The 20,308-nt window shown below is 64.1% G+C and carries 20 protein-coding genes, 1 tRNA gene and 1 riboswitch; of the genes, 9 read left to right on the top strand and 12 right to left on the bottom strand.

What is annotated here, in order from left to right; translation table 11 throughout:
* The 5 genes from Q8R61_RS06410 to Q8R61_RS06390 all read right to left on the bottom strand — a co-directional run bounded on the left by Q8R61_RS06410 (window position 1) and on the right by Q8R61_RS06390 (window position 4,125).
* Window positions 1-1,374, bottom strand: a complete 1,374-nt coding sequence (locus Q8R61_RS06410) for a phosphomannomutase/phosphoglucomutase (protein ID WP_305535391.1) — start codon at window positions 1,372-1,374, stop codon at window positions 1-3.
* 30 nt (window positions 1,375-1,404) lie between these two features.
* Window positions 1,405-2,433, bottom strand: coding sequence for a YheT family hydrolase (locus Q8R61_RS06405; protein WP_305535390.1), 1,029 nt, complete (start codon window positions 2,431-2,433; stop codon window positions 1,405-1,407).
* Between the two features lie 7 nt (window positions 2,434-2,440).
* Complete coding sequence (locus tag Q8R61_RS06400) at window positions 2,441-2,887, bottom strand: nuclear transport factor 2 family protein (protein WP_305535389.1); 447 nt, start codon at window positions 2,885-2,887, stop codon at window positions 2,441-2,443.
* 99 nt (window positions 2,888-2,986) lie between these two features.
* Window positions 2,987-3,190: a zinc-finger domain-containing protein gene (locus Q8R61_RS06395; protein ID WP_305535387.1), complete on the bottom strand. Its 204-nt coding sequence runs from the start codon at window positions 3,188-3,190 to the stop codon at window positions 2,987-2,989.
* An 11-nt stretch (window positions 3,191-3,201) separates the two neighbouring features.
* A complete protein-coding gene (locus Q8R61_RS06390; RefSeq protein WP_305535385.1) occupies window positions 3,202-4,125 on the bottom strand; it encodes a branched-chain amino acid transaminase in 924 nt (307 codons plus the stop codon).
* A gap of 105 nt (window positions 4,126-4,230) precedes the next feature.
* On the opposite strand from Q8R61_RS06390, the gene Q8R61_RS06385 reads away from it, so the two are divergent.
* The gene (locus Q8R61_RS06385) at window positions 4,231-4,983 is read left to right on the top strand and encodes a ribonuclease I (RefSeq protein WP_305535383.1); all 753 of its coding nucleotides are present in this window, start codon (window positions 4,231-4,233) and stop codon (window positions 4,981-4,983) included.
* Window positions 4,984-4,998: 15 nt separating this feature from the next.
* Here the strand turns inward: Q8R61_RS06385 and Q8R61_RS06380 are convergent, their stop codons facing one another.
* The 5 genes from Q8R61_RS06380 to Q8R61_RS06360 form a co-directional block, all read right to left on the bottom strand.
* Window positions 4,999-5,307, bottom strand: a complete 309-nt coding sequence (locus tag Q8R61_RS06380; protein WP_305535381.1) for a TusE/DsrC/DsvC family sulfur relay protein — start codon at window positions 5,305-5,307, stop codon at window positions 4,999-5,001.
* A gap of 111 nt (window positions 5,308-5,418) precedes the next feature.
* Window positions 5,419-6,480, bottom strand: a complete 1,062-nt coding sequence (gene mutY, locus Q8R61_RS06375; RefSeq protein WP_305535379.1) for an A/G-specific adenine glycosylase — start codon at window positions 6,478-6,480, stop codon at window positions 5,419-5,421.
* 65 nt (window positions 6,481-6,545) lie between these two features.
* Window positions 6,546-8,777 (bottom strand): DUF1631 domain-containing protein, encoded by a 2,232-nt coding sequence (locus Q8R61_RS06370; RefSeq protein WP_305535377.1) that lies wholly within the window; start codon window positions 8,775-8,777, stop codon window positions 6,546-6,548.
* Window positions 8,778-8,857: 80 nt separating this feature from the next.
* Window positions 8,858-8,950: riboswitch (cyclic di-GMP riboswitch) on the bottom strand.
* A 91-nt stretch (window positions 8,951-9,041) separates the two neighbouring features.
* Complete coding sequence (locus tag Q8R61_RS06365; protein WP_305535375.1) at window positions 9,042-11,087, bottom strand: DUF1631 family protein; 2,046 nt, start codon at window positions 11,085-11,087, stop codon at window positions 9,042-9,044.
* A 62-nt stretch (window positions 11,088-11,149) separates the two neighbouring features.
* Window positions 11,150-11,223, bottom strand: a tRNA-Gly gene (locus Q8R61_RS06360).
* A 65-nt stretch (window positions 11,224-11,288) separates the two neighbouring features.
* Between Q8R61_RS06360 and thiS the strand changes: the two genes are divergently transcribed.
* The 7 genes from thiS to pgl all read left to right on the top strand — a co-directional run bounded on the left by thiS (window position 11,289) and on the right by pgl (window position 16,942).
* Window positions 11,289-11,492: a sulfur carrier protein ThiS gene (gene thiS / locus Q8R61_RS06355; RefSeq protein WP_305535373.1), complete on the top strand. Its 204-nt coding sequence runs from the start codon at window positions 11,289-11,291 to the stop codon at window positions 11,490-11,492.
* A 48-nt stretch (window positions 11,493-11,540) separates the two neighbouring features.
* Window positions 11,541-12,329, top strand: a complete 789-nt coding sequence (locus Q8R61_RS06350; RefSeq protein WP_305535371.1) for a thiazole synthase — start codon at window positions 11,541-11,543, stop codon at window positions 12,327-12,329.
* Between the two features lie 16 nt (window positions 12,330-12,345).
* Window positions 12,346-13,047: a tRNA (guanosine(46)-N7)-methyltransferase TrmB gene (trmB, locus tag Q8R61_RS06345; RefSeq protein ID WP_305535369.1), complete on the top strand. Its 702-nt coding sequence runs from the start codon at window positions 12,346-12,348 to the stop codon at window positions 13,045-13,047.
* Between the two features lie 30 nt (window positions 13,048-13,077).
* Window positions 13,078-13,713: a MarC family protein gene (locus Q8R61_RS06340; RefSeq protein ID WP_305535367.1), complete on the top strand. Its 636-nt coding sequence runs from the start codon at window positions 13,078-13,080 to the stop codon at window positions 13,711-13,713.
* 139 nt (window positions 13,714-13,852) lie between these two features.
* The gene (gene gnd, locus Q8R61_RS06335) at window positions 13,853-14,761 is read left to right on the top strand and encodes a phosphogluconate dehydrogenase (NAD(+)-dependent, decarboxylating) (RefSeq protein ID WP_305535365.1); all 909 of its coding nucleotides are present in this window, start codon (window positions 13,853-13,855) and stop codon (window positions 14,759-14,761) included.
* 1 nt (window position 14,762) lies between these two features.
* Window positions 14,763-16,253: a glucose-6-phosphate dehydrogenase gene (zwf, locus tag Q8R61_RS06330; protein WP_305535363.1), complete on the top strand. Its 1,491-nt coding sequence runs from the start codon at window positions 14,763-14,765 to the stop codon at window positions 16,251-16,253.
* A 23-nt stretch (window positions 16,254-16,276) separates the two neighbouring features.
* Window positions 16,277-16,942, top strand: a complete 666-nt coding sequence (gene pgl, locus Q8R61_RS06325; RefSeq protein ID WP_305535361.1) for a 6-phosphogluconolactonase — start codon at window positions 16,277-16,279, stop codon at window positions 16,940-16,942.
* Here the strand turns inward: pgl and ylqF are convergent, their stop codons facing one another.
* On the bottom strand, window positions 16,943-17,857 hold the full coding sequence (gene ylqF / locus Q8R61_RS06320; protein WP_305535359.1) for a ribosome biogenesis GTPase YlqF: 915 nt from the start codon (window positions 17,855-17,857) through the stop codon (window positions 16,943-16,945). It abuts the gene before it with no gap.
* A 178-nt stretch (window positions 17,858-18,035) separates the two neighbouring features.
* On the opposite strand from ylqF, the gene Q8R61_RS06315 reads away from it, so the two are divergent.
* A complete protein-coding gene (locus Q8R61_RS06315; RefSeq protein WP_305535357.1) occupies window positions 18,036-18,788 on the top strand; it encodes a PEP-CTERM sorting domain-containing protein in 753 nt (250 codons plus the stop codon).
* A 106-nt stretch (window positions 18,789-18,894) separates the two neighbouring features.
* On the opposite strand, the gene Q8R61_RS06310 is transcribed toward Q8R61_RS06315, so the two are convergent.
* A complete protein-coding gene (locus tag Q8R61_RS06310) occupies window positions 18,895-20,295 on the bottom strand; it encodes an aspartate ammonia-lyase (protein WP_305535355.1) in 1,401 nt (466 codons plus the stop codon).
* Window positions 20,296-20,308: the final 13 nt, after the last annotated feature.

The raw sequence follows: 20,308 nt of genomic DNA, 5'->3' as shown, positions 1-20,308 counted from the left end.
TCAGAACGGCAGCTTGAGCTCGGGTGCGGACTGGTGGATCACGCGGCGGAAGTCGGCCTGGATGCGTTCCAGCGCCTCGGCGGTGTCGGCCTCGAAGCGCAGCACGATCACCGGCGTGGTGTTGGACGGGCGCGCAAGCCCGAAGCCGTCGGCGTATTCGACGCGCAAGCCGTCGAGCGTGATGATTTCCTGCGCGTCGGGAAAGCGCGCGTTTTTCTGCAGCGTATCCATCAGCGTGTAATGCTCGCCCTCGGCCATCTTGATGTTGAGCTCGGGCGTGTTGAGCGTGTCGGGCAGGCCGTGCAGGGTGGCGTTGATGTCGGCCTGTTTGGACAGGTATTCGAGCAGGCGCGCGCCGGCATAGAGGCCGTCGTCGAAGCCGAACCAGCGTTCCTTGAAGAACACGTGGCCGGACATTTCGCCCGCCAACAATGCGCCGGTCTCCTTCATCTTCGCCTTGATGAAGCTGTGGCCGGTCTTCCACAACAGCGGGCGGCCGCCGCGCTCGCGAATCCAGCCGAACAGCTTGCGCGTCGACTTGACGTCGAAAATGATTTCGGCGCCGGGGTTGCGAGAGAGCACGTCGTCGGCGAACAGCATCAGCTGGCGGTCGGGGAAGATGATGCTGCCGTCCTTGGTGACGACGCCGAGACGGTCACCGTCGCCATCGAAGGCCAGGCCGATTTCGGCGTCGCTGGTTTTCAGCGCGGCGATCAGGTCCTGCAGGTTCTTCGGCTGCGAGGGGTCGGGATGGTGATTGGGGAAGTTGCCGTCCACTTCGCAGAACAATTCCTCGACCTGGCAGCCCATGTCGCGATACAGCTTGGGTGCGAACGCGCCGGCCACGCCGTTGCCGCAGTCGACGATGATTTTCATCGGACGCGTGAGCTTGACGTCGGAGACGATGCGGGTGAGGTATTCGCCGGCGATGTCATGCTTGCGGTAGCCACCGTTGCCATGCGCGAGGTCGTTGTTGAGCAGTCGCTCGCGCAGCTTCTGGATGGTGTCTCCCGACAGGGTTTCGCCGCCGAGCACCATTTTCAGGCCGTTGTAGTCGGGCGGGTTGTGGCTGCCGGTGACCATCACCGCGCTGTTGGTGTTCAGTTGATACGCCGCGAAATAGGTCATCGGGGTGGCAACCATGCCAAGGTCGACCACGCCGATGCCGGCCTTCTGGATGCCGCGCGCGAGTGCCGCAGCCATGTCGGGTCCGGACAGGCGGCCGTCACGGCCGATACAGATTTCCTTCTGTCCGCGTGCGACGGCTTCGGAGCCGATGGCGTGGCCGATGGCCTCGACGATCTCGGCGGTGAAGGTCTTGCCGACGATGCCACGGATATCGTAGGCCTTGAAAATTTCCTTGGGGTATTCCACAACGTACTCCCTGTATGTGATGTCCGGATTCTAACCGTGCTGGATGGAGAAGTGCTGCAACAGCCGTTGCGACAGCCAGTCGAGGCGGCCCGGGAAGGGTCCGGACGGAAAGCCGACATGGCCGCCCGTATCGGGCTGGTCGAGGGTCACGGCGGGCGAGACGTCGGCCGCGGTCGGCAAGGCCCACGCCGGCAGGAAGGGGTCGTTTTTCGCATTGAGGACGAGGGTGGGCACGGCGATGGATTTGAGTACGGGCTTGGACGAGACCTTGAGCCAGTAATCGTCGGCATCGCGGAATCCATGCAGCCGCGCGGTGACCAGGGTGTCGAATTCGCGGAAGGTGGTGGCCGCTGCGATGGCCTTCGCATCCAGCAGACCGGGAAAGCGCGCGGCCTTGCGCAAGGACTTGGCCCGCAGCGTGTAAAGAAAGCGTGCAGTGTAGAAGCGGCGATTGAAACCGCGGTCAAGCACGCTGCCGGCCGCCGTCAGATCGAGCGGCGCGGACACGCCGGCTGCGCGGTCGACCAGCGCGCACGCGGCATCGCCCTGTTCGCCCAGCCATCTCAGCAGCGCGTTGCCGCCGAGCGAGACGCCAACGGCATACAGCGGCGCGTCGGGATGGCGGGACTTGACGTGACGCAGCATGCGTTTGACGTCTTCGCTGTCGCCGGCGAAATAGGCGCGCGGCAGCCGGTTGTCTTCGCCCGAGCAGCCGCGAAAATGCGCCACCACGCCGTGCCAGCCGCGCGTGCCGACATGGGACATGAGGCCGCGCGCGTAGTGGCTTTTGGCACTGCCCTCCAGACCGTGGATCAGCACCACCACGGGGGTAGCTGTCCCACGCATTTCGGTGCGCAGTGGATCGGCGTCCTGCGGGGTGTTGGGCGCGCCGTCGGCCCAGTCGAAGTCGAGGAAATCGCCATCCGGCAATTCCAGTCGCTCGCGCCGGTAGGCGACTTGCGGGACGCGGATCAACAGGTTGGCGTAGATGGTCTGCAGGTTGCCGCCGGGCAGCCAGGCGGGCGCGCGGTAGTCGGCGGGGGCGGCGGCGTGCGTCAACGGCTGCTCAATGCAGCACGACGGGCGGGGTGCGCGCCGGCGGCGTGCCACCGACGTGGAGCGGCGAGGCATGGTGCAGCACCATGCGCCAGCCGTCGGCGTCCCTGCGATAGACATTGGTCGCCAGGATCGGCGGGCGCGGCTCGGTTTCCTGACCGATGATCAGGTGTTCGCGAACGATGCGGATCACCTGGTCTGTCGCGCGCAGCGCATGCGCGAGTTCGACCTGCACGCGAAACTGCTCGGCCGCTTCGAACATGCTGTGCCAGCCGAGGGACACGGCGGCGCGTCCGTTCAACGGCGCGGCCATCGGATGGATGCAGGCAATGCTGTCGTCGTCGCCCCAGACCGCCATCATGGCGTCGAGCGAGCGCGCCTCGAAAGCGGCATAGAACGCGGCTTCTGCAGCTTCGGGTGTGGGAAAGGCGGGCGCGGACGTGGCGGGTTCAGACATGGAGTATTCGGACTTGGCGCTTGCGTGGGTTGAAGGGCCCCGCATTTCGCGGGGCAGGCAATGTCGTGGATCCACTCGGCCCGCTCGGGGCCTGGGGGGTCAGTGATGCCTGCCGCTGGGCTTGCCCTTCAGCCGATAGAGCGTGCCGCAATACGGGCACAGCGCATCGCCGCGCGATTCGATCGGCAGGTAGACGCGCGGGTGCGCATTCCAGTCGGCGTGCTGCGGCATCGGGCAGTGCAGGGGCAGATCGCCTTCGTTGACTTCGATGACGCGCTGGGTGTTGTCGGGCCGTTCGCTCATGCGGGTCTCGCTTACTTGACCGGGGTGAGCCAGTCGGTGTGGGCTGCGGCGCGGCCATGCACGCAGTCGAAATACATCGCCTGCAATTTGGCCGTGAGCGGGCCCCGCGTGCCTTCGCCGATCGCGCGGTTGTCGAGCTCGCGGATCGGCGTCACTTCGGCCGCGGTGCCGGTGAAGAAGGCCTCGTCGGCGGAATACACCTCGTCGCGGGTGATGCGCTTCTCGACCACCTGCAGGCCGATTTCACCGGCCAGCTGCACGATGGTGTCGCGGGTGATGCCTTCGAGCGCGCTGGTCAGGTCGGGCGTGTAGAGCTTGCCGTTTCGGATGATGAACACGTTTTCGCCCGAGCCTTCGGCGACAAAGCCGTCGACGTCGAGCAAGAGTGCCTCGTCGTAGCCGTCCATCTCGGCTTCCTTGTGCGCGAGGATGGAGTTCATGTAGTTGCCGTTGGCCTTGGCCTTGCACATGGTGATGTTGACGTGGTGGCGGGAGAACGAGCTGGTCTTGACGCGGATGCCATTGTCCAGTGCTTCCTGCCCCAGATACGCGCCCCACGGCCAGGCGGCGACGATGATGTGTACCGACAGGTTCTTGGCCGAAATGCCCATCGCTTCCGCACCGTAGAAAGCCATCGGGCGCAGGTAGCCGGATTCGAGCTTGTTTTCGCGCACCACGGTGCGCTGCGCTTCGGAAATCGTCGCCTTGTCGAACGGCAGTTTCATGCCGAGGATGTGGGCGGAGCGGAACAGCCGGTCGGTGTGTTCCTGCAAGCGGAAGATCGCCGTGCCCTGTTCGGCCTTGTAGGCGCGCACGCCCTCGAAGACGCCCATGCCGTAGTGCAGGGTATGGGTGAGGACGTGGGTGGTGGCGTCGCGCCAGGGTACGAGCTTGCCGTCGTACCAGATGACGCCATCGCGGTCGGCCATGGACATGGTGAAAAATCTCTTAACGAATGGAAAACACCGATTTTACCGGAATCCGGCAGCGTCGCGGCCCCCGGTTTATGGCACGATCGGGCTGTACGGGGGGGACTGAACATGCAATGGAAAGGATGGCTGGCAGCACTGTTGCTGACGCCGTTGGCCGGCTGCGCCGAGCCGGCACGCGTCGATTACGACTATTACCTGCTGGCGCTCGCGGTGGCGCCGGCATTCTGTGAGGACGCGCCGCAGCGCAAGCAGGGCTATGCGCAATGCCGGGCGCTGTCCGAAGCCGGTTTTATCGCGATGCCGCTGACCCTGCACGGGCTGTGGCCGAATCGTCTCGACCGCAAACATCCCGCCTGGTGTGGCGGCGAGACGCGCGGCGCGTTCTGCAGCCTGCCGCCGCTCAGGCTGCCGGCGGCCACACGTGCGCAACTGGCGCGCACGATGCCGGCCGCGGCCGATTGCCTGGACCGCTACCAGTGGGCCAAGCACGGCAGCTGTTCGGGGCTCGACGAGGCCGGCTACTTTGCTGCGTCGGCGGCGTTGGCCGAACGCGTCAACCGCGCCATCGGCGGCGAAATTGCGCGACACTCGGGACGCGAAGTCAGCCTGGCCCTTCTGCGAGAAACCCTGGCCAAAGCCGATCCGGCACTGAAGGATGCGGTAAGTTTCGACTGCAGAACGCCGCGTACCCCCGACCCCGCCAAGCGTCGGCCGATGCTGCGCGAAGTGCGGATTTACTTTGAGCGCGATCCGGCAACCGGCGCGCCGGGACAGCCGATCGCCTACACCCGGGCGGGTGTGCGGCATTACAACTCAGGGTGTCCGCAGGGCAGGGCCTACATCGATACGCCGCTGGATTGACCGCGGCGGGCGGGCTTACAGATACGCCTTGGCTTCCTCGCCCGGATTGGGCAGCCCTGCAATCCGCCACGCCTCGCGCGCGCCTGGAAACAGATGCTGCATGCAGTCGGCACTGTGTCCGGCCAGATGGCAGACATGGCTTAGCGCGGTGACACTGCCGTGTCGCGCATAGGCGCGCCGCAAGGTGTGCAGCAGGGTCAGCTGTTCTTGATTGAGTTGTCCGAGTCCGTCATTCAGCGCGACCTGGCCGGCAAGGCTCTCGCTCCACATGGCGGGGTCGATCAGAAAACCGTCGGGGTCGAAAATAGCGGTACCGGGGTTCATGGCTTTTCCTGGGAAAGCTTCGCTTAGGCTAGGTATAGCACCCCATCCGAAATCAGCCAGGCTCGTATTTGTATGTCCGGTTTTCATGCGCGTCGCTGCGTGTGGATGCGATCAGGCGTATTCAAGCCGACTCACCAGCGTGCGCACCGGCGCCGGCAGGGCGGCATCGAGCGCGTCGGCCGGCGTCAGCCAGATCTGCCCGGGCAGCGTCGTGCGACGCGGCGCAAGCTCCATCCGCACCGGCAGGATATGCAGCTTGAAATGGGTGAAGCTGTGGCTGAGTTGCGGCCAGGCCTGCTGCGACTGCGCAGTGAAACCAAAACGGTCGCGGCAGTGGCGGGCGGGGTCGTCTTCCATGGCGAGTTCGGGCAGGCTCCACATGCCACCCCATACGCCGCGCGACGGGCGCTTTTCCAGCATCAGTTCGCCGCGGTCGAGCAGTATCAGCATCTGGACCTGTCTTTCGGGCAGGGTTTTTCGCGGACGGGGCGTGGGCAGTTCGGTGGTTCGCTGCTGCGTGAACGCGATGCAATCCGTGCGCACCGGGCAGCTTGAACAGGCTGGCTGGCTGCGTCGGCAGACGAGCGCGCCGAGGTCCATCATGCCCTGCGTGTACGCCTCGATGGCGGTGTGCGGCAGATGCGATTCCGCCAGTTGCCACAGCGCGGTCTCGACTTTCTTGTCTCCAGCCCAGCCAGCAACGCCGCCGTGACGCGCCAGCACCCGCTTGACGTTGCCGTCGAGAATCGCGGCGCGCTGGCCGAACGCCAGCGCGGCAATGGCGGCGGCGGTCGAACGGCCGATGCCGGGCAGTTGCGCGATTTGTCCGGGGGCGGCCGGAAATTCTCCGCCATGCGCTGAAACGATGACGCGCGCGGCGGCATGCAGGTTGCGTGCACGGCTGTAGTAGCCGAGTCCACTCCACAGCGCGAGCACTGCGTCCTCATGCGCGGCAGCCAGGCGGTGCAGATCGGGAAAGCGCGCGACAAAGCGTTCGAAGTAGGGAATGACCGTAGCGACCTGGGTCTGCTGCAGCATGATTTCCGACAGCCAGATGCGGTAGGGGTCGCGCGTGGCCTGCCCGCCAGCGTCGACTACCGCGTGCTGCCAGGGCAGGGCGTGGCGGCCGTGCTGCCGTTGCCAGCGGACGATGCGGGATGCAAATGAATTCACCCCGGCAGGGTAACCGGGGTGAAGGGGTGAATCAATGGCGCGGCGGTGCTGCCCGCGGGCGCTCGTCAGGCGTGGCCGAGCTTCTGGCGGAACAGGTTGACCAGCTTGCCGAACGCAGACTCGGTGATGGACTTGCGTTCCACGATCACTGCTTCACCACTGCGCAGCTTGCTGGCCAGGCGGTTCACGCTGATGGAGAAGCTGTTCATGCCGTCCTGGTCCGAGAACAGGTAGGTGCTCTTGATGCTGCTGGCCCAGCCGAGGCGTGCCCAGCGGAAGGTGCCGTCGTCGTAGTGGAATTCCACCCAGTCGCCCTTGTTGAGTTCGCGCGCGCGCATCGTGAATTCGTCCTCAACTTCGGGTGCGGCAGGTTCGACCTCGGCGGCGGGGGCGGCGACTTCGGCAGCAAGCGGGGTGGTGTATTCGCCGATTTCCTCGGGCGTGATCTCCGGCAGCGGCACCGGCTGGGCATTGGGACGCACCGCGTTGGCGTGCAGAATTACCAGCGTGGCGAAGAAGCGGTCGCTGAGTTTTTGAGGCAGGTCGATTTCCGTGACACCTTCGCGCAGGCGCTTCAGCAGTCCCGGGAGAATGCGTACCAGCATCAGCCGCGCATCCATGTCCGACTTGGGCTGTACGCTCCACACCAGCTCGCGCATGGTTTCGACATGACTGTTGAAATGCGCGCCCTGTTCGCCTTCATTGACGAAGTCCATGGTCAGCAGCTGGGCCCAGTCGCGCCGCAGGAATTCACGCACGATCTCGTCCACCGGTTGTTCCTTGAGCGCGCGGTTGATGAAGTCATGCACGATCACCGGCGCGAGTTCGGCGCGCTCGGCCTGCTTGATCTGGGCGATGTCCTCCTGCAGGCTGACATCGATCGTCTCTTCCAGGGTTTCTTCCAGCTCGGCGCCCATGGCTTCGAGCTCCTTCGCGGCATCACCGAAGACGGCGATGTCCTTTTCGAAGGAGTCGAGAACCCGGGTGATCACGTGCGAGATCGCTTCCAGGCGGGCATGGCCGGCTTCGTTGTCGGGCAGGTGGACGGACAGCTTGGCGATCGCGTCGAGCATCCGGCGGACCGGGTGGTTCGGCTGCAGGAAGAAGTTGCGATCCAGCATCGCGGCCTTCAGGACCGGGATCTGCAAGCGTCCGATTTGCGCCTTGAGGTGATCCGGGATGCTGTTCTCGTCGAATACCACGTCGAACAGCATGGCCACCGCGTCCACCAGCACGGCATCGAGCGGGCTGGCGGCCTGCATGACCGGGCTCTGCTGCAGGTTGCGGAGCACGTTCTGCATCGTGGCCGCTTCCAGCAGGGGCAACTCGTAGCGCACCCCGCCGGGCAGCATCATGGCCGAGCCGGATTGCAACTGACCGAGCGAATCGACCAGGCTGAAGCCGGGCATTCCTCCCGCGGCCATGCCGCCCGCCCCTCCGCCCCCGCCCACCATACCGCCCCCGCTACCTGTGCCTGTGCCTGTGCCTGTGCCGTGTGCCAGTTGCTCGAACAGCTTGAACAGGTCATTGGCAGGCTGGCCGGCGAGCGACTGTGCCGTGCCGCCTGCACCGGACTGGGAGGCCGCGGCGGATTGGCCGCGGCTTTTCGCACCGACCTTGAGGTCGGGCTTGATGCCGCGATCGATCAGGTGCGTGTTGATGGACTGATAGATGTGCGCGAGTTCGGTGGTCAGCACCAGATCGAACTGGTTCAGCAGGACGACGCGAACGTTCTGGTCCAGCTGCATGCGGGTGATGCCGTCCAGCAGCGCCTGACACAGGGCGCGCGGGCCGAGCGGATTTTCGTTCTCGGCAAGATCGGAGCGGCCCAGCAGGTGCGCGATGCGGGCATCCAGTGCGACCAGTTCTTCGGCGCAGTTGAAGCGCATGCGTGAAGTGGCCTTGTCGACTGCGAGGGTGATTTCGAAGTCGTGATCGTCCACCAGCGACAGTTCGAGCAACGAATCCGCAGCAGCAGGGGTCTCGCGGTTGTGGGCAAAATCGTCGAAGCCCTTGCAGTAGGCGTCCTTGCAGGCGCTGAGCAATTCATTGGCCTGTCGGTTGAGTACGCGCTGGGCGTCGTAGTAGCTGTTGCGCGTCTCCAGCAGCGGTGAGCGGTCGGCCATGGACAGCAGTGCGTTTTCCATGCCTTCGGCATGGCGGGTCAGCACGCGGGCAGCGCCTTCGATCAGCAGGTCGCGGCAACCGTGCAGGGTCGCCAGGATTTCCGCGGAAAGCTGCGTACGGCGGGAACGCTCAAACTGGTTGAGGTTCACTACGACTGAATTTTCTGGCATCTCGCGCTCCATGGGAATCACCTCGCGGTATCGCGGGTTGGCCGACGTGGGAACGGGGTGCTGCGCATGACAGAGGCTCTGCCGGCGGTCCCGCTGTCTCGGCCGCCCAGCATCAGGGGTAGAGACCGGTAACTTTGCGTCCCCGCCTCGCGGCGGGTTTGCCCTGTTCGGTAGTCGGCGATCGTGCCGGAAAATCGACACTCAACCGCACAACTGTTCTATCGGCCCTGAGAAAAAAAACTTGAGCGGTGCCCGCGGCATATTTCAGTCTGGGACGGATTCCATGCTGGACTTCAGACGCAGAAAGGCTTTTCGGGTAAGTGAGTGCTCCGGAATTGAGGCCCTGCCGGCGCGAATTTCGGCTGCGAGACGCTCGCAATCGAAGGAAAAGCGCTGCTCGCCCTCACTGTCGCAAAACAGCAGATAGCCACGCACCCCGACCCAGGCCACGCGCGCCGTCGGCAGGCCTTCATAGGGCGGGGAAAAATCCACCCAGTCACCTTCCAGCAACTGTTGCGCCTGGTGCAGGGCGTCGTCGTCGGGCGTGTCTTCCCGCTGGCGGGCGAGCGATTCGATCTGCTCGGGCGTGACCTGCCGCGGTGTGAAACAGCTGGTCGTGGCTTCGCGCTGTCCCACCGCAGGGCGGATCCAGGCTTCCTGGGTGGCGGTGATGGCGCTGAAAAAGTTTTTCAATTGCGCCGGCTCGGCACCTTGCGCCAGCAGCCCTTCGCGCAGGGCCGCGTTGATGCGTGGAATCGATTGCAGACGGGATTCGCGCAGCGTGTCGGTGTCCGGCGGCTGCAGGCTCTGAAACAGCTGCAGCAGTGTCGAGCAGGCTATGCGCCAAGCCGGTCCCTCACCCGATTCGGCCATGTACAGCGCGGCCATGTGCGACACCCAGGCTGCCTCTAGGCGCCGCAATACCGATTCCGGCGCGGGATAGCGTGCGGTCAGGTCCTGCAAGTTTTCCAGCGCCAGCAGCGTGCCCAGTTCCTGGCGCTCGATATGTTCCAGCTGGGCGACTTCGGCCGCAAGACGGGCCTCGGCTCGCGCCTCCTCGTCTCCCAGCCAAGCGGCGAGCGCGCGGTGGGCGCGGGCAAACGCATCCACCGGATGACCCGGGTCGCCGAGGATGGCGGCACAGGCGGACTCGACCTGCCCGAGCGCATCGTCGTGCGATGGCGCATGCTCGGGAAAGCGCCGTGAAAACGCACCCGTCAGGTCGATCAGCTGGCGTGCCGGATGCTGGTCGTCACTGAAGAAATCGGTCGCGACCAGGGCGACCCGCAGCGCCGGGATCTGCAGGTGCGCAATCGCGGCTTTGTAGCGCGGCGAGACATCCGGGTCGTCGAGGATGAAATCGAACAGACCGGCCACGGCATCCAGCACGGCGAGGTCGAATGCGCCGGTGCCGGCCTTGCGGGCTTCGCTCTGCAGCTGGCGCAGCAGGCGTGCCGGCGCGTCGGTCACCAGGTCGACCGCCTGACGGATGGGCCAGTCTGTCAGGCGGTCGAGCAGGGGCCGGGACGCCATCCCTGCGGCGCCGGCGCCATTTCCCATAGCGGCGCCACTGCCACCGGCTGTTGCGTGCGCAGCGACGGACTGGATGTGCGCCAGGATGTCATGACCCGCGTCAGCTTCCGTTTTTCGGGGCGCCGCCGCCGGCAAAATGTGCTCGACCGGCAGGACGGGAATGTCCTGCGCGGCCAGAAACTGGCTGATTGCGGCGTAGGTCTGCTTCAGCGTGTCCTGCAGCGGTACGCGTGCACACTGCAAAAGCAGCGTGCCGGCTGCGGTGTCGAGGTCGAGCGTGTCCAGGGCATGCGACAGCGCACGCACCACGGGCTGGGGTCCATAGGCATTGGCCTGCGTCTCGTCTTCCAGCGCAGCCCGCCGCAGCGACTGCATGCGGCCGAACAGCAGCAGCATGTCGGCACGCAGGTTTTCGGTCAGCTGGGTGGCGATTTTGTCCGCAGCCAGCTGGCGGCGCAGCGCTTCATCGTCGACCAGTTGCAGCTCGGCCGGATAGGGGTCCTGGGTCTGTGCAAACGTGTCGGGATGTTCGAGATGGTGACGGAACTGCTCGGCAAAGGCGGCGGAGAGCGTTTCCGGATAGGCGTTGATCCAGTCCAGGCAGACTTGCCCGGCGGTGAGTGCTTCCGGCGTGATCCGGGTCGAAATGACGCGCAGAATGGCATCCTGAATCGGCCCGTGGCTGCGCTGAAAGAAGTTTTCCAGCGCCTGGGCCATGCGTGCGTCGGTTTCGTGCAGCAGTTCGGCCGGAGCAGGCGACGCTGAGGGAGTGTTCATGGGTTGTGCGCTACAAGGGTCGGATAACACGGGTGCCGCGCGTAGGCGCGTCTTGCGTTTACTGGAGCGGGCGAAGGGAATCGAACCCTCCTCATGAGCTTGGGAAGCTCAGGTAATGCCACTATACGACGCCCGCCCGATCGCTGCGCCCTTCAGGGTAGAATTCGGCATCATACTGAAACTCATGCCCGGATAGAAGTTGTGATTGAACTGGCCATCAACGGCGAAACCCGCGTCTTCCCTGCACCGCTCACCCTTGCCCAACTGATCGAGTCGCTGGATCTGGCGGGGAAACGCATCGCCATCGAAAAAAACGGTGAAATCGTACCGCGCAGCCAGCATGCCGACACGCCGCTTGCCAGTGGCGACCGCCTCGAGATCGTCGTCGCGGTCGGCGGCGGCTGATCCGGTTTTCCCCTAGCCCCTAGATCCCAGCTCCTGGCCCCTTTGAATATGGAACCACTCATCATCGCCGATAAATCCTATGCCTCCCGCCTGCTGGTAGGCACCGGCAAGTACAAGGACTTCGAACAGACCCGCCTCGCGGTCGAAGCCTCGGGTGCGGAAATCGTCACCGTCGCGATCCGCCGCACCAACATCGGCCAGGACGCCGGCCAACCCAGCCTGCTCGATGCGCTGCCGCCGTCGAAATACACCTACCTGCCCAACACCGCGGGCTGCTACACGGCCGACGACGCGATCCGCACGCTGCGCCTGGCGCGCGAGCTGCTGGATGGACATTCTTTGGTCAAGCTCGAAGTGCTGGGCGACGCCGAATCGCTGTATCCCAACGTGGCTGAAACCGTGCGGGCAGCCGAGGTGCTGGTGAAGGATGGCTTCCAGGTGATGGTCTACACGTCGGACGACCCGATCGTGGCCAAGCAGCTGGAAGACATCGGCTGCGTCGAGGTGATGCCGCTGGCGAGCCTGATCGGCTCCGGCATGGGCATCCTCAATCCGTGGAACCTGCAAATCATCATCGACCGCCTCTCGGTGCCGGTGATCGTCGACGCCGGCGTCGGTACCGCGAGCGACGCGACCATTGCGATGGAGCTCGGCTGCGATGCGGTGCTGATGAATACCGCGATTGCCGGCGCCGGCAATCCGGTGCTGATGGCCTCGGCGATGAAGAAGGCGGTGGAGGCCGGTCGCGAAGCTTTCCTCGCCGGCCGCATGCCGAAGAAGGTTTACCAGGCCAGCCCGAGTTCGCCCACCGGCGGCCTCATTACCAGTAAAAATTAAGGCGGCCAAATAAATCATGACGACTGAAACCGGCGCGCATCCGCGCATCCGTTCCTATGTGCTGCGCGCCGGTCGCGTCGGCTCCGGCCAGGCGCGTGCGCTGGCCGAACTCGGGCCGCAGTTCATGCTGCCGTATCAGTCCACCGTGCTTGATCTCGATGCGGCGTTCGGCCGTGCTGGGTCAAATTCAAACCCGGCGCCGCGCATTCTCGAAATCGGCTTCGGCATGGGCGAGGGCCTGGCCGAGATCGCCGCGGCCCATCCCGAAAACGACTACCTCGGCGTCGAAGTGCATACGCCAGGCGTGGGCGCGCTGCTGAAGCAGCTCGGCGAGCGCGGGCTCACCAACGTGCGTGTGATCCAACACGACGCGGTCGAGGTGCTGACCCGCATGCTGGCGCCTGCCAGCCTCGCCGGCATCCACATCTTCTTTCCCGACCCCTGGCACAAGAAGCGCCACCACAAGCGCCGGCTGATCCAGCCGCCGCTGGTGAGCCTGCTGGCGAGCCGTCTGCAAGCCGGCGGCTATGTCCACCTCGCCACCGACTGGCAGGACTACGCCGAGCAGATGCTCGCGGTGCTGGTTGCCGAGCCGCTGCTGGAAAATACCGTGATGGATTACGCGCCGCGCCCCGATACCCGTCCGCTGACCAAGTTCGAGCAGCGCGGCCTCCGCCTCGGGCATGGCGTATGGGATCTGGTGTTCCGCCGCACCTGATTCGCGCTGCCATGCGGCTATGATGTGCGCATGGACATCCTCGAACTCGTCAAGGCGGCCTTCGCGCTGTTTGCCATCGTCGACCCGGTCGGCGTCATTCCGATTTTCCTCCTCGCCACCCAGGGCTACAGCCTGGCACAAAGCCGCGCTGCGGCGCGGATTGCCGCGCTGACCGTACTGGGCGTGCTGACGCTGTTCACATTTCTCGGCGAGCCCATGCTGGCGTTTTTCGGCATTCGCCTCGAGGCCTTCACGGTGGCGGGCGGGCTGCTGCTGTTGCTACTGGCATTGTCGATGGTGCAGGCCCACGTCAGCCCGCAGCGACAGACGCAGGACGAGGCCGTGGAAGCCGAGGAAAAGGACGCGGTCGGTGTGGTGCCGCTCGGCATTCCGCTGCTGGCCGGGCCGGGCGCAATCACCCATGTCATCGTCGCGGCCGGCGCGGCGCAGGGCGATGTATTGCACCAGGGCCTGCTGCTGATCCCGGTGGCGCTGGTGGCGCTGTCGGTGTGGCTGGCGTTTCGCGCCGCGCCGATGATCGCGCGCCGGCTCGGAAAAACGGGCATTCACGTCGTCACCCGCCTGATGGGCCTGATCATCGCGGCGATTTCGGTCGAGATGATCGCAACCGGTCTGGGCAAGCTGTTCCCGGGTTTGTTGGCCTGATTAGCGTGCAGGGTGCACCGATAGGGCGCACGCTTTGCACCACGCACCCTTCATTCTCACGTTCTATCATGGGTTCATTGCTGGCACGATTGCTGCGCCGGTCATCCCTACATCCTAAACACAATATAAGGAGTCAAGCATGGAATTTGGCATCGTCGGACTGGGTCGCATGGGCGGCAATATGGCGCGGCGCCTGGCACGCAAGGGCGCGCAGATTGCGCTGTTCAACCGCAGTTTTGATGTGACGCAAGAGCTGTCTGAAGAAACAGGTCATCTTGCCTGTGACAGCTTGCAGGCGCTGGTCGATGCACTCGCCACGCCGCGCATCGTGTGGTTGATGCTGCCTGCCGGCGATGCAACGGAGGCCGCGCTGCAAACCTTGCGGCCGATGCTGGCGCCGGGCGATCTGGTGGTGGATGGCGGCAACTCGTTTTACAAGGATGTGCAGCGTCGTACCGCCTGGCTGGCTGAACGTCAGATCGAGTTTTCCGACGTCGGGGTGTCCGGGGGCGTGTGGGGGCTGGAAAACGGTTACTGCCTGATGTTCGGCGCAAGCGAGGAGGCCGCGACCCGGCTCAAGCCCTATATGGAAAAGCTCGCACCCGCTGAAGACCGCGGCTGGCTGCATTGCGGGATGGTCGGTTCCGGGCATTTCGTCAAGATGGTCCACAACGGAATCGAATACGGCATGATGCAGGCGCTGGCAGAAGGCTTCGCGTTGATGAAAAACAAGCCCGGGTTCGAGCTGGATGTCAGCAACATTGCCGAACTGTGGCGCCACAGCAGCGTGGTGCAATCGTGGCTGCTGGACTTGTCGGCGGACTTCCTAAAGCAGGACCAGACGCTCGAGACTATTCAGCCCTTTGTCGGCGACTCCGGCGAAGGCCGCTGGACCGCACTGGAAGCCATCGAACAGGGCATCCCTGCGCCGGTCATGACACTGTCCCTGATGATGCGTTTTGCCAGCCAGGGCAAAGGCGATTACGCGAACAAAATGCTGGCGAAAATGCGCCAGGGCTTTGGCGGCCACGCCGTCAAGGAGGCCTGAGATGAATCTGGGAAAAAACGCGGCAACCGACAATCTGCCGTGTTCGTTCGTGATTTTCGGTGCGACCGGCAACCTCGCGTCCAACAAGCTCCTGCCCGCGTTGTATCACCTGGAAGCGGCTTCGCGTCTGGCTGAGTCGCTGACGATCATCGCGTTTTCGCGGCGTGACTGGACGACGGAAGCCTGGCGCGAGCACATGCGCGAAGTCCTCAAGGACAAGATCAAGGGCTCGCTCGACACGCCGGTGTTCGAGCGCTTCATCGCGCGCTTCAGCTATTTCAAGGGCGACCTCAACGTCCCTGCCTCCTACCAGGCGCTGGCCGAACGGCTGCCGCCCGAGTCGGCATGTTCGAGCGCGGTGTTTTATCTCGCCATCAAGCCGGCGGAATTCGGCGCGGTGATCCAGAACCTCGAAGCCGCCGGACTCAACAAGCCGCGTGGCCTGAACCGCGTGGTGATCGAAAAGCCCTTTGGCGAGGATCTTGAGTCGGCACAGATGCTCAATCGCCTGCTGCACCAGCATTTCGACGAAGAACAGGTCTACCGCATCGATCACTTTCTCGGTAAGGAAACGGTGCAGAACCTGCTCGTCTTCCGCTTCGCCAACACGCTGATCGAGCCTTTGTGGAACCGCAATTTCATCGATCACGTGCAGATCACCGTGGCCGAATCGATCGGCATCGAGAACCGCGCCGATTATTACGATCATGCCGGCGCGCTGCGCGACATGCTGCAGAACCACCTGATGCAGTTGCTGACCGTGGTCGCAATGGAACCGCCCGCCGCGCTCGAGGCCGACGCGTTGCAGGACGAGAAAGTGAAAGTGCTGCGCTCGATCCGGCCGATTGCCAAGCGTGCGGTGCACGCGCATGCACTGCGCGCGCAATACACCCGCGGCACCATCGCCGGAAAACCCGTGGTGGGTTACCAGCAGGAAGAGGATGTCGAGCCGAATTCCATCACCGAAACCTTTGTCGCGGCCAAGTTCTACATCGACAACTGGCGCTGGCGTGGCGTGCCGTTCTATCTACGCACTGGCAAGCGCATGCCGCACCAGACCTCGATGATCGCGATCCGTTTCCGCCATCCGCCGCAGCAGCTGTTCCGCGAAACCCCGCTCGAGACGATCGACCCCAACTGGATCCTGCTGTCGATCCAGCCGGACGAATCGATGCGCATGGAAATCCACGTCAAGCAGCCCGGCCTCGACATGGACACGCGGCTGATGCAGATGAACGCGAGTTTTCTGAAGACCGACGAGCAGACGCTCGACGCCTACGAGACGCTGCTGCTCGACGTCATCGAAGGCGACCGATCGCTGTTCCTGCGCTTCGACGAAATCGAATGGGCGTGGCGGGTGGTCGATCCCATCCTCAAGCACTGGGCGGTCGAGCGCGAATACATCCCGACCTATCCCGCCGGCAGCTGGGGCTCGGCGGATGCCAATCGCCTGTTCGACAACGACGACCAGATCTGGCGCAACGAACTGTGACGCGGGTGCAGACACGGATTTTCATGGACAGCGACGCGCTGGTGCGGGCACTCGCCGACGCGCTGTGCGCCGAAGCCGCTGCCGCCATCGCGGCGCGGGGTGCGTTTCACCTTGTACTGGCGGGCGGCAGTACGCCGCGCGCGCTGTACGCCGAACTTGCGCGCCGTGGCGTCGGCGATGCCGCCTGGCACGTGTGGTATGGCGACGAACGCTGCCTGGCTGCCGACCACCCCGAGCGCAACAGCGCCATGGCCGAGGCCGCCTGGCTTGGGAAGTCGGCCATTCCGGAAGCGCAGCGCTGGCCGATGCCCGCCGAGTACGGCGCGGCTGAAGCCGCAGCGGTCTATGCGGATTGGCTCGAGCGTGTCGCTGATTTTGACGTCGTGCTGCTCGGGATGGGCGAGGATGGCCACACTGCGAGCCTGTTTCCCGGACACGATTGGGGCACGCAGCCGGAAAGCCCGGATGTGCTTGCCGTGTACGACGCGCCCAAGCCGCCTTCCGAGCGCGTGAGCCTGTCGGCGGCACGCCTGAAACGCAGCGCCAGGCTCTGGTTCGTGATCACCGGCGCGAGCAAGCACGCAGCGCTGGTGCGCTGGCAACACGGTGAGCGGCTGCCGGTGAGTGCGGTGCACGGAAAAGCGGAAACCGTCGCCTGGCTCGATGTCGCCGCGTGGCGCGGCGCCTGATTACTCGGCCGCGTCCAGCTGAGCCCTGTCGGTTTTGCCGGGTTTGCCTGCAGCGGACGCCAGCATCGCCTGGCGCGTCGCCGGGGTTTCCAGGCTGATGCGGCCGAGCGTGCCGCTGCGATAGTCGGTCAACAGGATCATCGCGGCTTTTTCCAGATCGAGTTCGCCGCTGCGGCCCTTCAAAATGCAGCCGCGTTTTTTTGCCACCGCTTCCAGTACCCCGGTGGCATCCAGCCCTTCGAGCGAAAATCCATAACGTGCCTTCAGCAGCGCCGGGTAGCGTTCAAGCAGGATGCCCGCCAGAAACACCGCCACTTCCTCGTCGATCACCGCGTTGCGGCCGATCGCGTGGCTCGCCGCCAGCATGAAGCCGTCGGCATCGTGCTCGATCTTCGGCCAGGTCATGCCCGGCGTGTCGACCAGGATCAGCCGCGGCGACAGGTTGATGCGCTGCTGCGACTTGGTCACGGCGGGTTCGTCGCCAACCGCCGCGACACGGCGCTTGACCCAGGTGTTCATCAGCGTCGATTTGCCGACGTTGGGAATGCCCATGATCATCAGCCGCAGCGGCTTGAAGGTGTCGTCGCGGTGTGGCGCCAGCTTTTGCGCCAGCGCCGGCAGCTTCGCCACGTCGGATGCTTTCTTGGCCGAGATCGCCACCGCCAGCACGCCGGGCTGCTTATTGAAGTAGTCGAGCCAGGCACGGGTCGCCTCGGGGTCGGCCAGATCGGCCTTGTTCAAAAGCTTGAGGCACGAGCGCTGGCGATGCAGGCGCAGCTCGTGGATCATCGGGTTGCTGCCGGCTTCCGGCAGGCGCGCGTCGAGCACCTCGACCACCACGTCGATCTGCGCCATCGTCTCCGCGGCTTTCTTGCGCGCGGTGGTCATGTGACCGGGGAACCACTGGATTGGCATGGCGTGTGTGTGTCTGGTAAAGGCGGGCATTATCCCACCGGTTGCATAGGGTGTCGTCTAGGTTCGCTAAGGCATTCGAATGATGCGATGCACAAACTTGTATGCTATAAATTTTCTCTATAACAAACACCTTGCGGAGTCATGTTGTTTAATCATCTTTGATAGGGAGGGTGGAAAAATGAAATTCAATAAATCAAAAATTGCCGTTGCAGTCACGCTGGCGATGGCCACAAATTGCGCTTATGCATTGACTGTGGCAAGTGTGCAAATTGCTGACACTATCAACAATGCAGGTACCGCTGCTTTGGGCGATGACACCGTGGGTACTGACGGTAAGTCGGGGGCTTTCCGTTTCAGCCAGAGCCCGATCGATCTGGGTACTTATAGTGGTTCCAGCCTGTGGTCGGGCGACCTGAACGGCGGCTTTATCAACATGGCTGGCGGCGCGCCCCTGGAATTTACTACCGGGTTTATATTCGGCGGTGCTCCTTTCCAGCCTTTCAATGCGAAAGTTGTCGGCGGTGCCGTCGTGGCGGGGTCGGGCGATATCACCTGGGCCACCAGCGCTGCGGCTGATGCGGCAGCAATCGGTACGGTTCTTAATGGCGCTGATCTGATCATTACAGACATGGAATGGGCTGGTTACTACGGCGGATTTCTCAACTTCGCTCTGTCGCCCGATGTCGCTCCGGTTGTGCAGAACCTCATCAAGACGGGCGCCAACACCTATGCCTATCGTATGTCATTCAGCCATGACATAACGTCGGCTGACGACCCTTCGCTTAGTTACTCTGCCTTTACTACTCAGTGGGTGCTGGAAGGCACCGTCACCACTGTGCCTGAGGCTTCCACCTACGGCATGATGTTGTCTGGCTTGGGCCTAGTTGGGGCAATGGTTACGCGCCGCCGCCGTAAACAAGCGCGGTCTTGAATTACTGACCACCAACAAAAAAGCGCAGGGGACTGCGCTTTTTTCATTTCAGTAGTCAGCAAGGACACCGTGCGGTTGGGGCTTGCCTTTTGCTCGCCCAATAGCCTTAACCCGCGCCACCCCCGCTCCCCACGCCATGCGCCGCCTGCAACACCAGCGCGTCGAAATCGCCGGCGCTCATCAGGCCGCGTTCGGCGACGATGTCGCGCACCGGGCGGCCGGACTTTTCCGATTCCTTGGCGACTCCGGCGGCCTGGTTGTAGCCGATCTGCGTGTTGAGCAGGGTGGCGAGCGCGACGCTCTGGTGGATGAAGAAGGCACAGCGTTCGCGGTTGACGACAATGCCCTTGAGATTCTTCTCGGTGGCGGCGTTCATCGCGTTGGTCAGCCAGTCCATCGCGTCGAACAGCGCGCTGCCTAACGCCGGCATCATCACGTTGAGTTCCATCTGTCCGGCCTGAACCATGTAGGACACGGCGGCGTCCTGCCCCAGTACCTGAAAGCAGACCTGATTCAGCATTTCGAACATCACCGGATTGACCTTGCCGGGCATGATGGAAGAGCCCGGCTGCACCGGCGGCAACTGGATTTCGCCAAGACCGGTGCGTGGGCCCGAAGCCAACAGGCGCAGGTCGTTGGAAATGCGGGTGAGTTCGAGCGCGAGGTTGCGGATCTCGCCGGACAGCCGCGCGAGGTCGTTCATCGACTGCATCTGCGCGACCAGCTGGCCGACCTTGATCGGTTCGCCGGTGAGCTTGGCGAGTTCGGCGGCGGCGCGTGCCGGGTAATCGGGCGAGGTGTTGAGGCCGGTGCCGGCGGCCGAGCCGCCGAGCCCGATTTCGCACAGTGCCGGCCGCACCGCGTCGAGGCTCGACGCGCAGCGTGTCAGGGTCCACGCATAGCCGGCGAACTCCTGCCCCAGCGTGGTCGGCACGGCGTCCTGCAAATGGGTACGGCCGGATTTCACCGTGTCTTTTTCGCGTTCGGCCAGCCGCGAGAATTCCGACGCCATCGCATGCACGGCAGCGGTCAGGCGCGGCAGCTTGGCCAGCACGGCCAGCCGGATCGCGGTGGGGATGGTGTCGTTGGTCGACTGCCCCATGTTGACGTCGTCGTTGGGGTTGATCGGCTTGTACGTGCCCTTTTCGCCGACGAGTGCGACGTTGGCGAGGTTGGCGATCACCTCGTTGCTGTTCATGTTGTGGCTGGTGCCGGCGCCGGCCTGAAAGCGGTCGACCACGAACTGGTCACTGTATTCGCCGGCGAGGATTTTTTCGCAGGCGGCGGCGATGGCGTCGCGTTTTTCTTCAGGCAGCCAGCCCGGCTGGCAGTTGGCGTGTGCGGCGGCGAGTTTGATGCGCACGTGCGCTAGTACGAAATCCTTATCCGGAAGACGTCCCGAAATGGGAAAATTGGCCACGGCACGCACGGTCTGTGCGCCATACCACGCGGTTGCGGGAACCTGGACCTCGCCGAGCGAGTCTTTCTCAGTGCGGAATGCTTTCATAATGGAAAAAACC

The sequence above is a fragment of the Thiobacillus sp. genome, from assembly GCF_030696885.1.
Taxonomy (GTDB): Bacteria; Pseudomonadota; Gammaproteobacteria; order Burkholderiales; family Thiobacillaceae; genus Thiobacillus.
This window is presented reverse-complemented; position numbering and strand designations above follow the sequence as displayed.

What these genes read in the sequence shown, in the direction of transcription:
- Q8R61_RS06400 (WP_305535389.1), bottom strand. Translation starts at nt 2,887, where the DNA reads ATGTCTGAACCCGCCACGTCCGCGCCCGCCTTTCCCACACCCGAAGCT.
- Q8R61_RS06395 (WP_305535387.1), bottom strand. Translation starts at nt 3,190, where the DNA reads ATGAGCGAACGGCCCGACAACACCCAGCGCGTCATCGAAGTCAACGAA.
- Q8R61_RS06390 (WP_305535385.1), bottom strand. Translation starts at nt 4,125, where the DNA reads ATGTCCATGGCCGACCGCGATGGCGTCATCTGGTACGACGGCAAGCTC.
- Q8R61_RS06385 (WP_305535383.1), top strand. Translation starts at nt 4,231, where the DNA reads ATGCAATGGAAAGGATGGCTGGCAGCACTGTTGCTGACGCCGTTGGCC.
- Q8R61_RS06380 (WP_305535381.1), bottom strand. Translation starts at nt 5,307, where the DNA reads ATGAACCCCGGTACCGCTATTTTCGACCCCGACGGTTTTCTGATCGAC.
- Q8R61_RS06370 (WP_305535377.1), bottom strand. Translation starts at nt 8,777, where the DNA reads ATGCCAGAAAATTCAGTCGTAGTGAACCTCAACCAGTTTGAGCGTTCC.
- Q8R61_RS06365 (WP_305535375.1), bottom strand. Translation starts at nt 11,087, where the DNA reads ATGAACACTCCCTCAGCGTCGCCTGCTCCGGCCGAACTGCTGCACGAA.
- Q8R61_RS06350 (WP_305535371.1), top strand. Translation starts at nt 11,541, where the DNA reads ATGGAACCACTCATCATCGCCGATAAATCCTATGCCTCCCGCCTGCTG.
- trmB (WP_305535369.1), top strand. Translation starts at nt 12,346, where the DNA reads ATGACGACTGAAACCGGCGCGCATCCGCGCATCCGTTCCTATGTGCTG.
- Q8R61_RS06340 (WP_305535367.1), top strand. Translation starts at nt 13,078, where the DNA reads ATGGACATCCTCGAACTCGTCAAGGCGGCCTTCGCGCTGTTTGCCATC.
- gnd (WP_305535365.1), top strand. Translation starts at nt 13,853, where the DNA reads ATGGAATTTGGCATCGTCGGACTGGGTCGCATGGGCGGCAATATGGCG.
- zwf (WP_305535363.1), top strand. Translation starts at nt 14,763, where the DNA reads ATGAATCTGGGAAAAAACGCGGCAACCGACAATCTGCCGTGTTCGTTC.
- pgl (WP_305535361.1), top strand. Translation starts at nt 16,277, where the DNA reads ATGGACAGCGACGCGCTGGTGCGGGCACTCGCCGACGCGCTGTGCGCC.
- ylqF (WP_305535359.1), bottom strand. Translation starts at nt 17,857, where the DNA reads ATGCCAATCCAGTGGTTCCCCGGTCACATGACCACCGCGCGCAAGAAA.
- Q8R61_RS06315 (WP_305535357.1), top strand. Translation starts at nt 18,036, where the DNA reads ATGAAATTCAATAAATCAAAAATTGCCGTTGCAGTCACGCTGGCGATG.
- Q8R61_RS06310 (WP_305535355.1), bottom strand. Translation starts at nt 20,295, where the DNA reads ATGAAAGCATTCCGCACTGAGAAAGACTCGCTCGGCGAGGTCCAGGTT.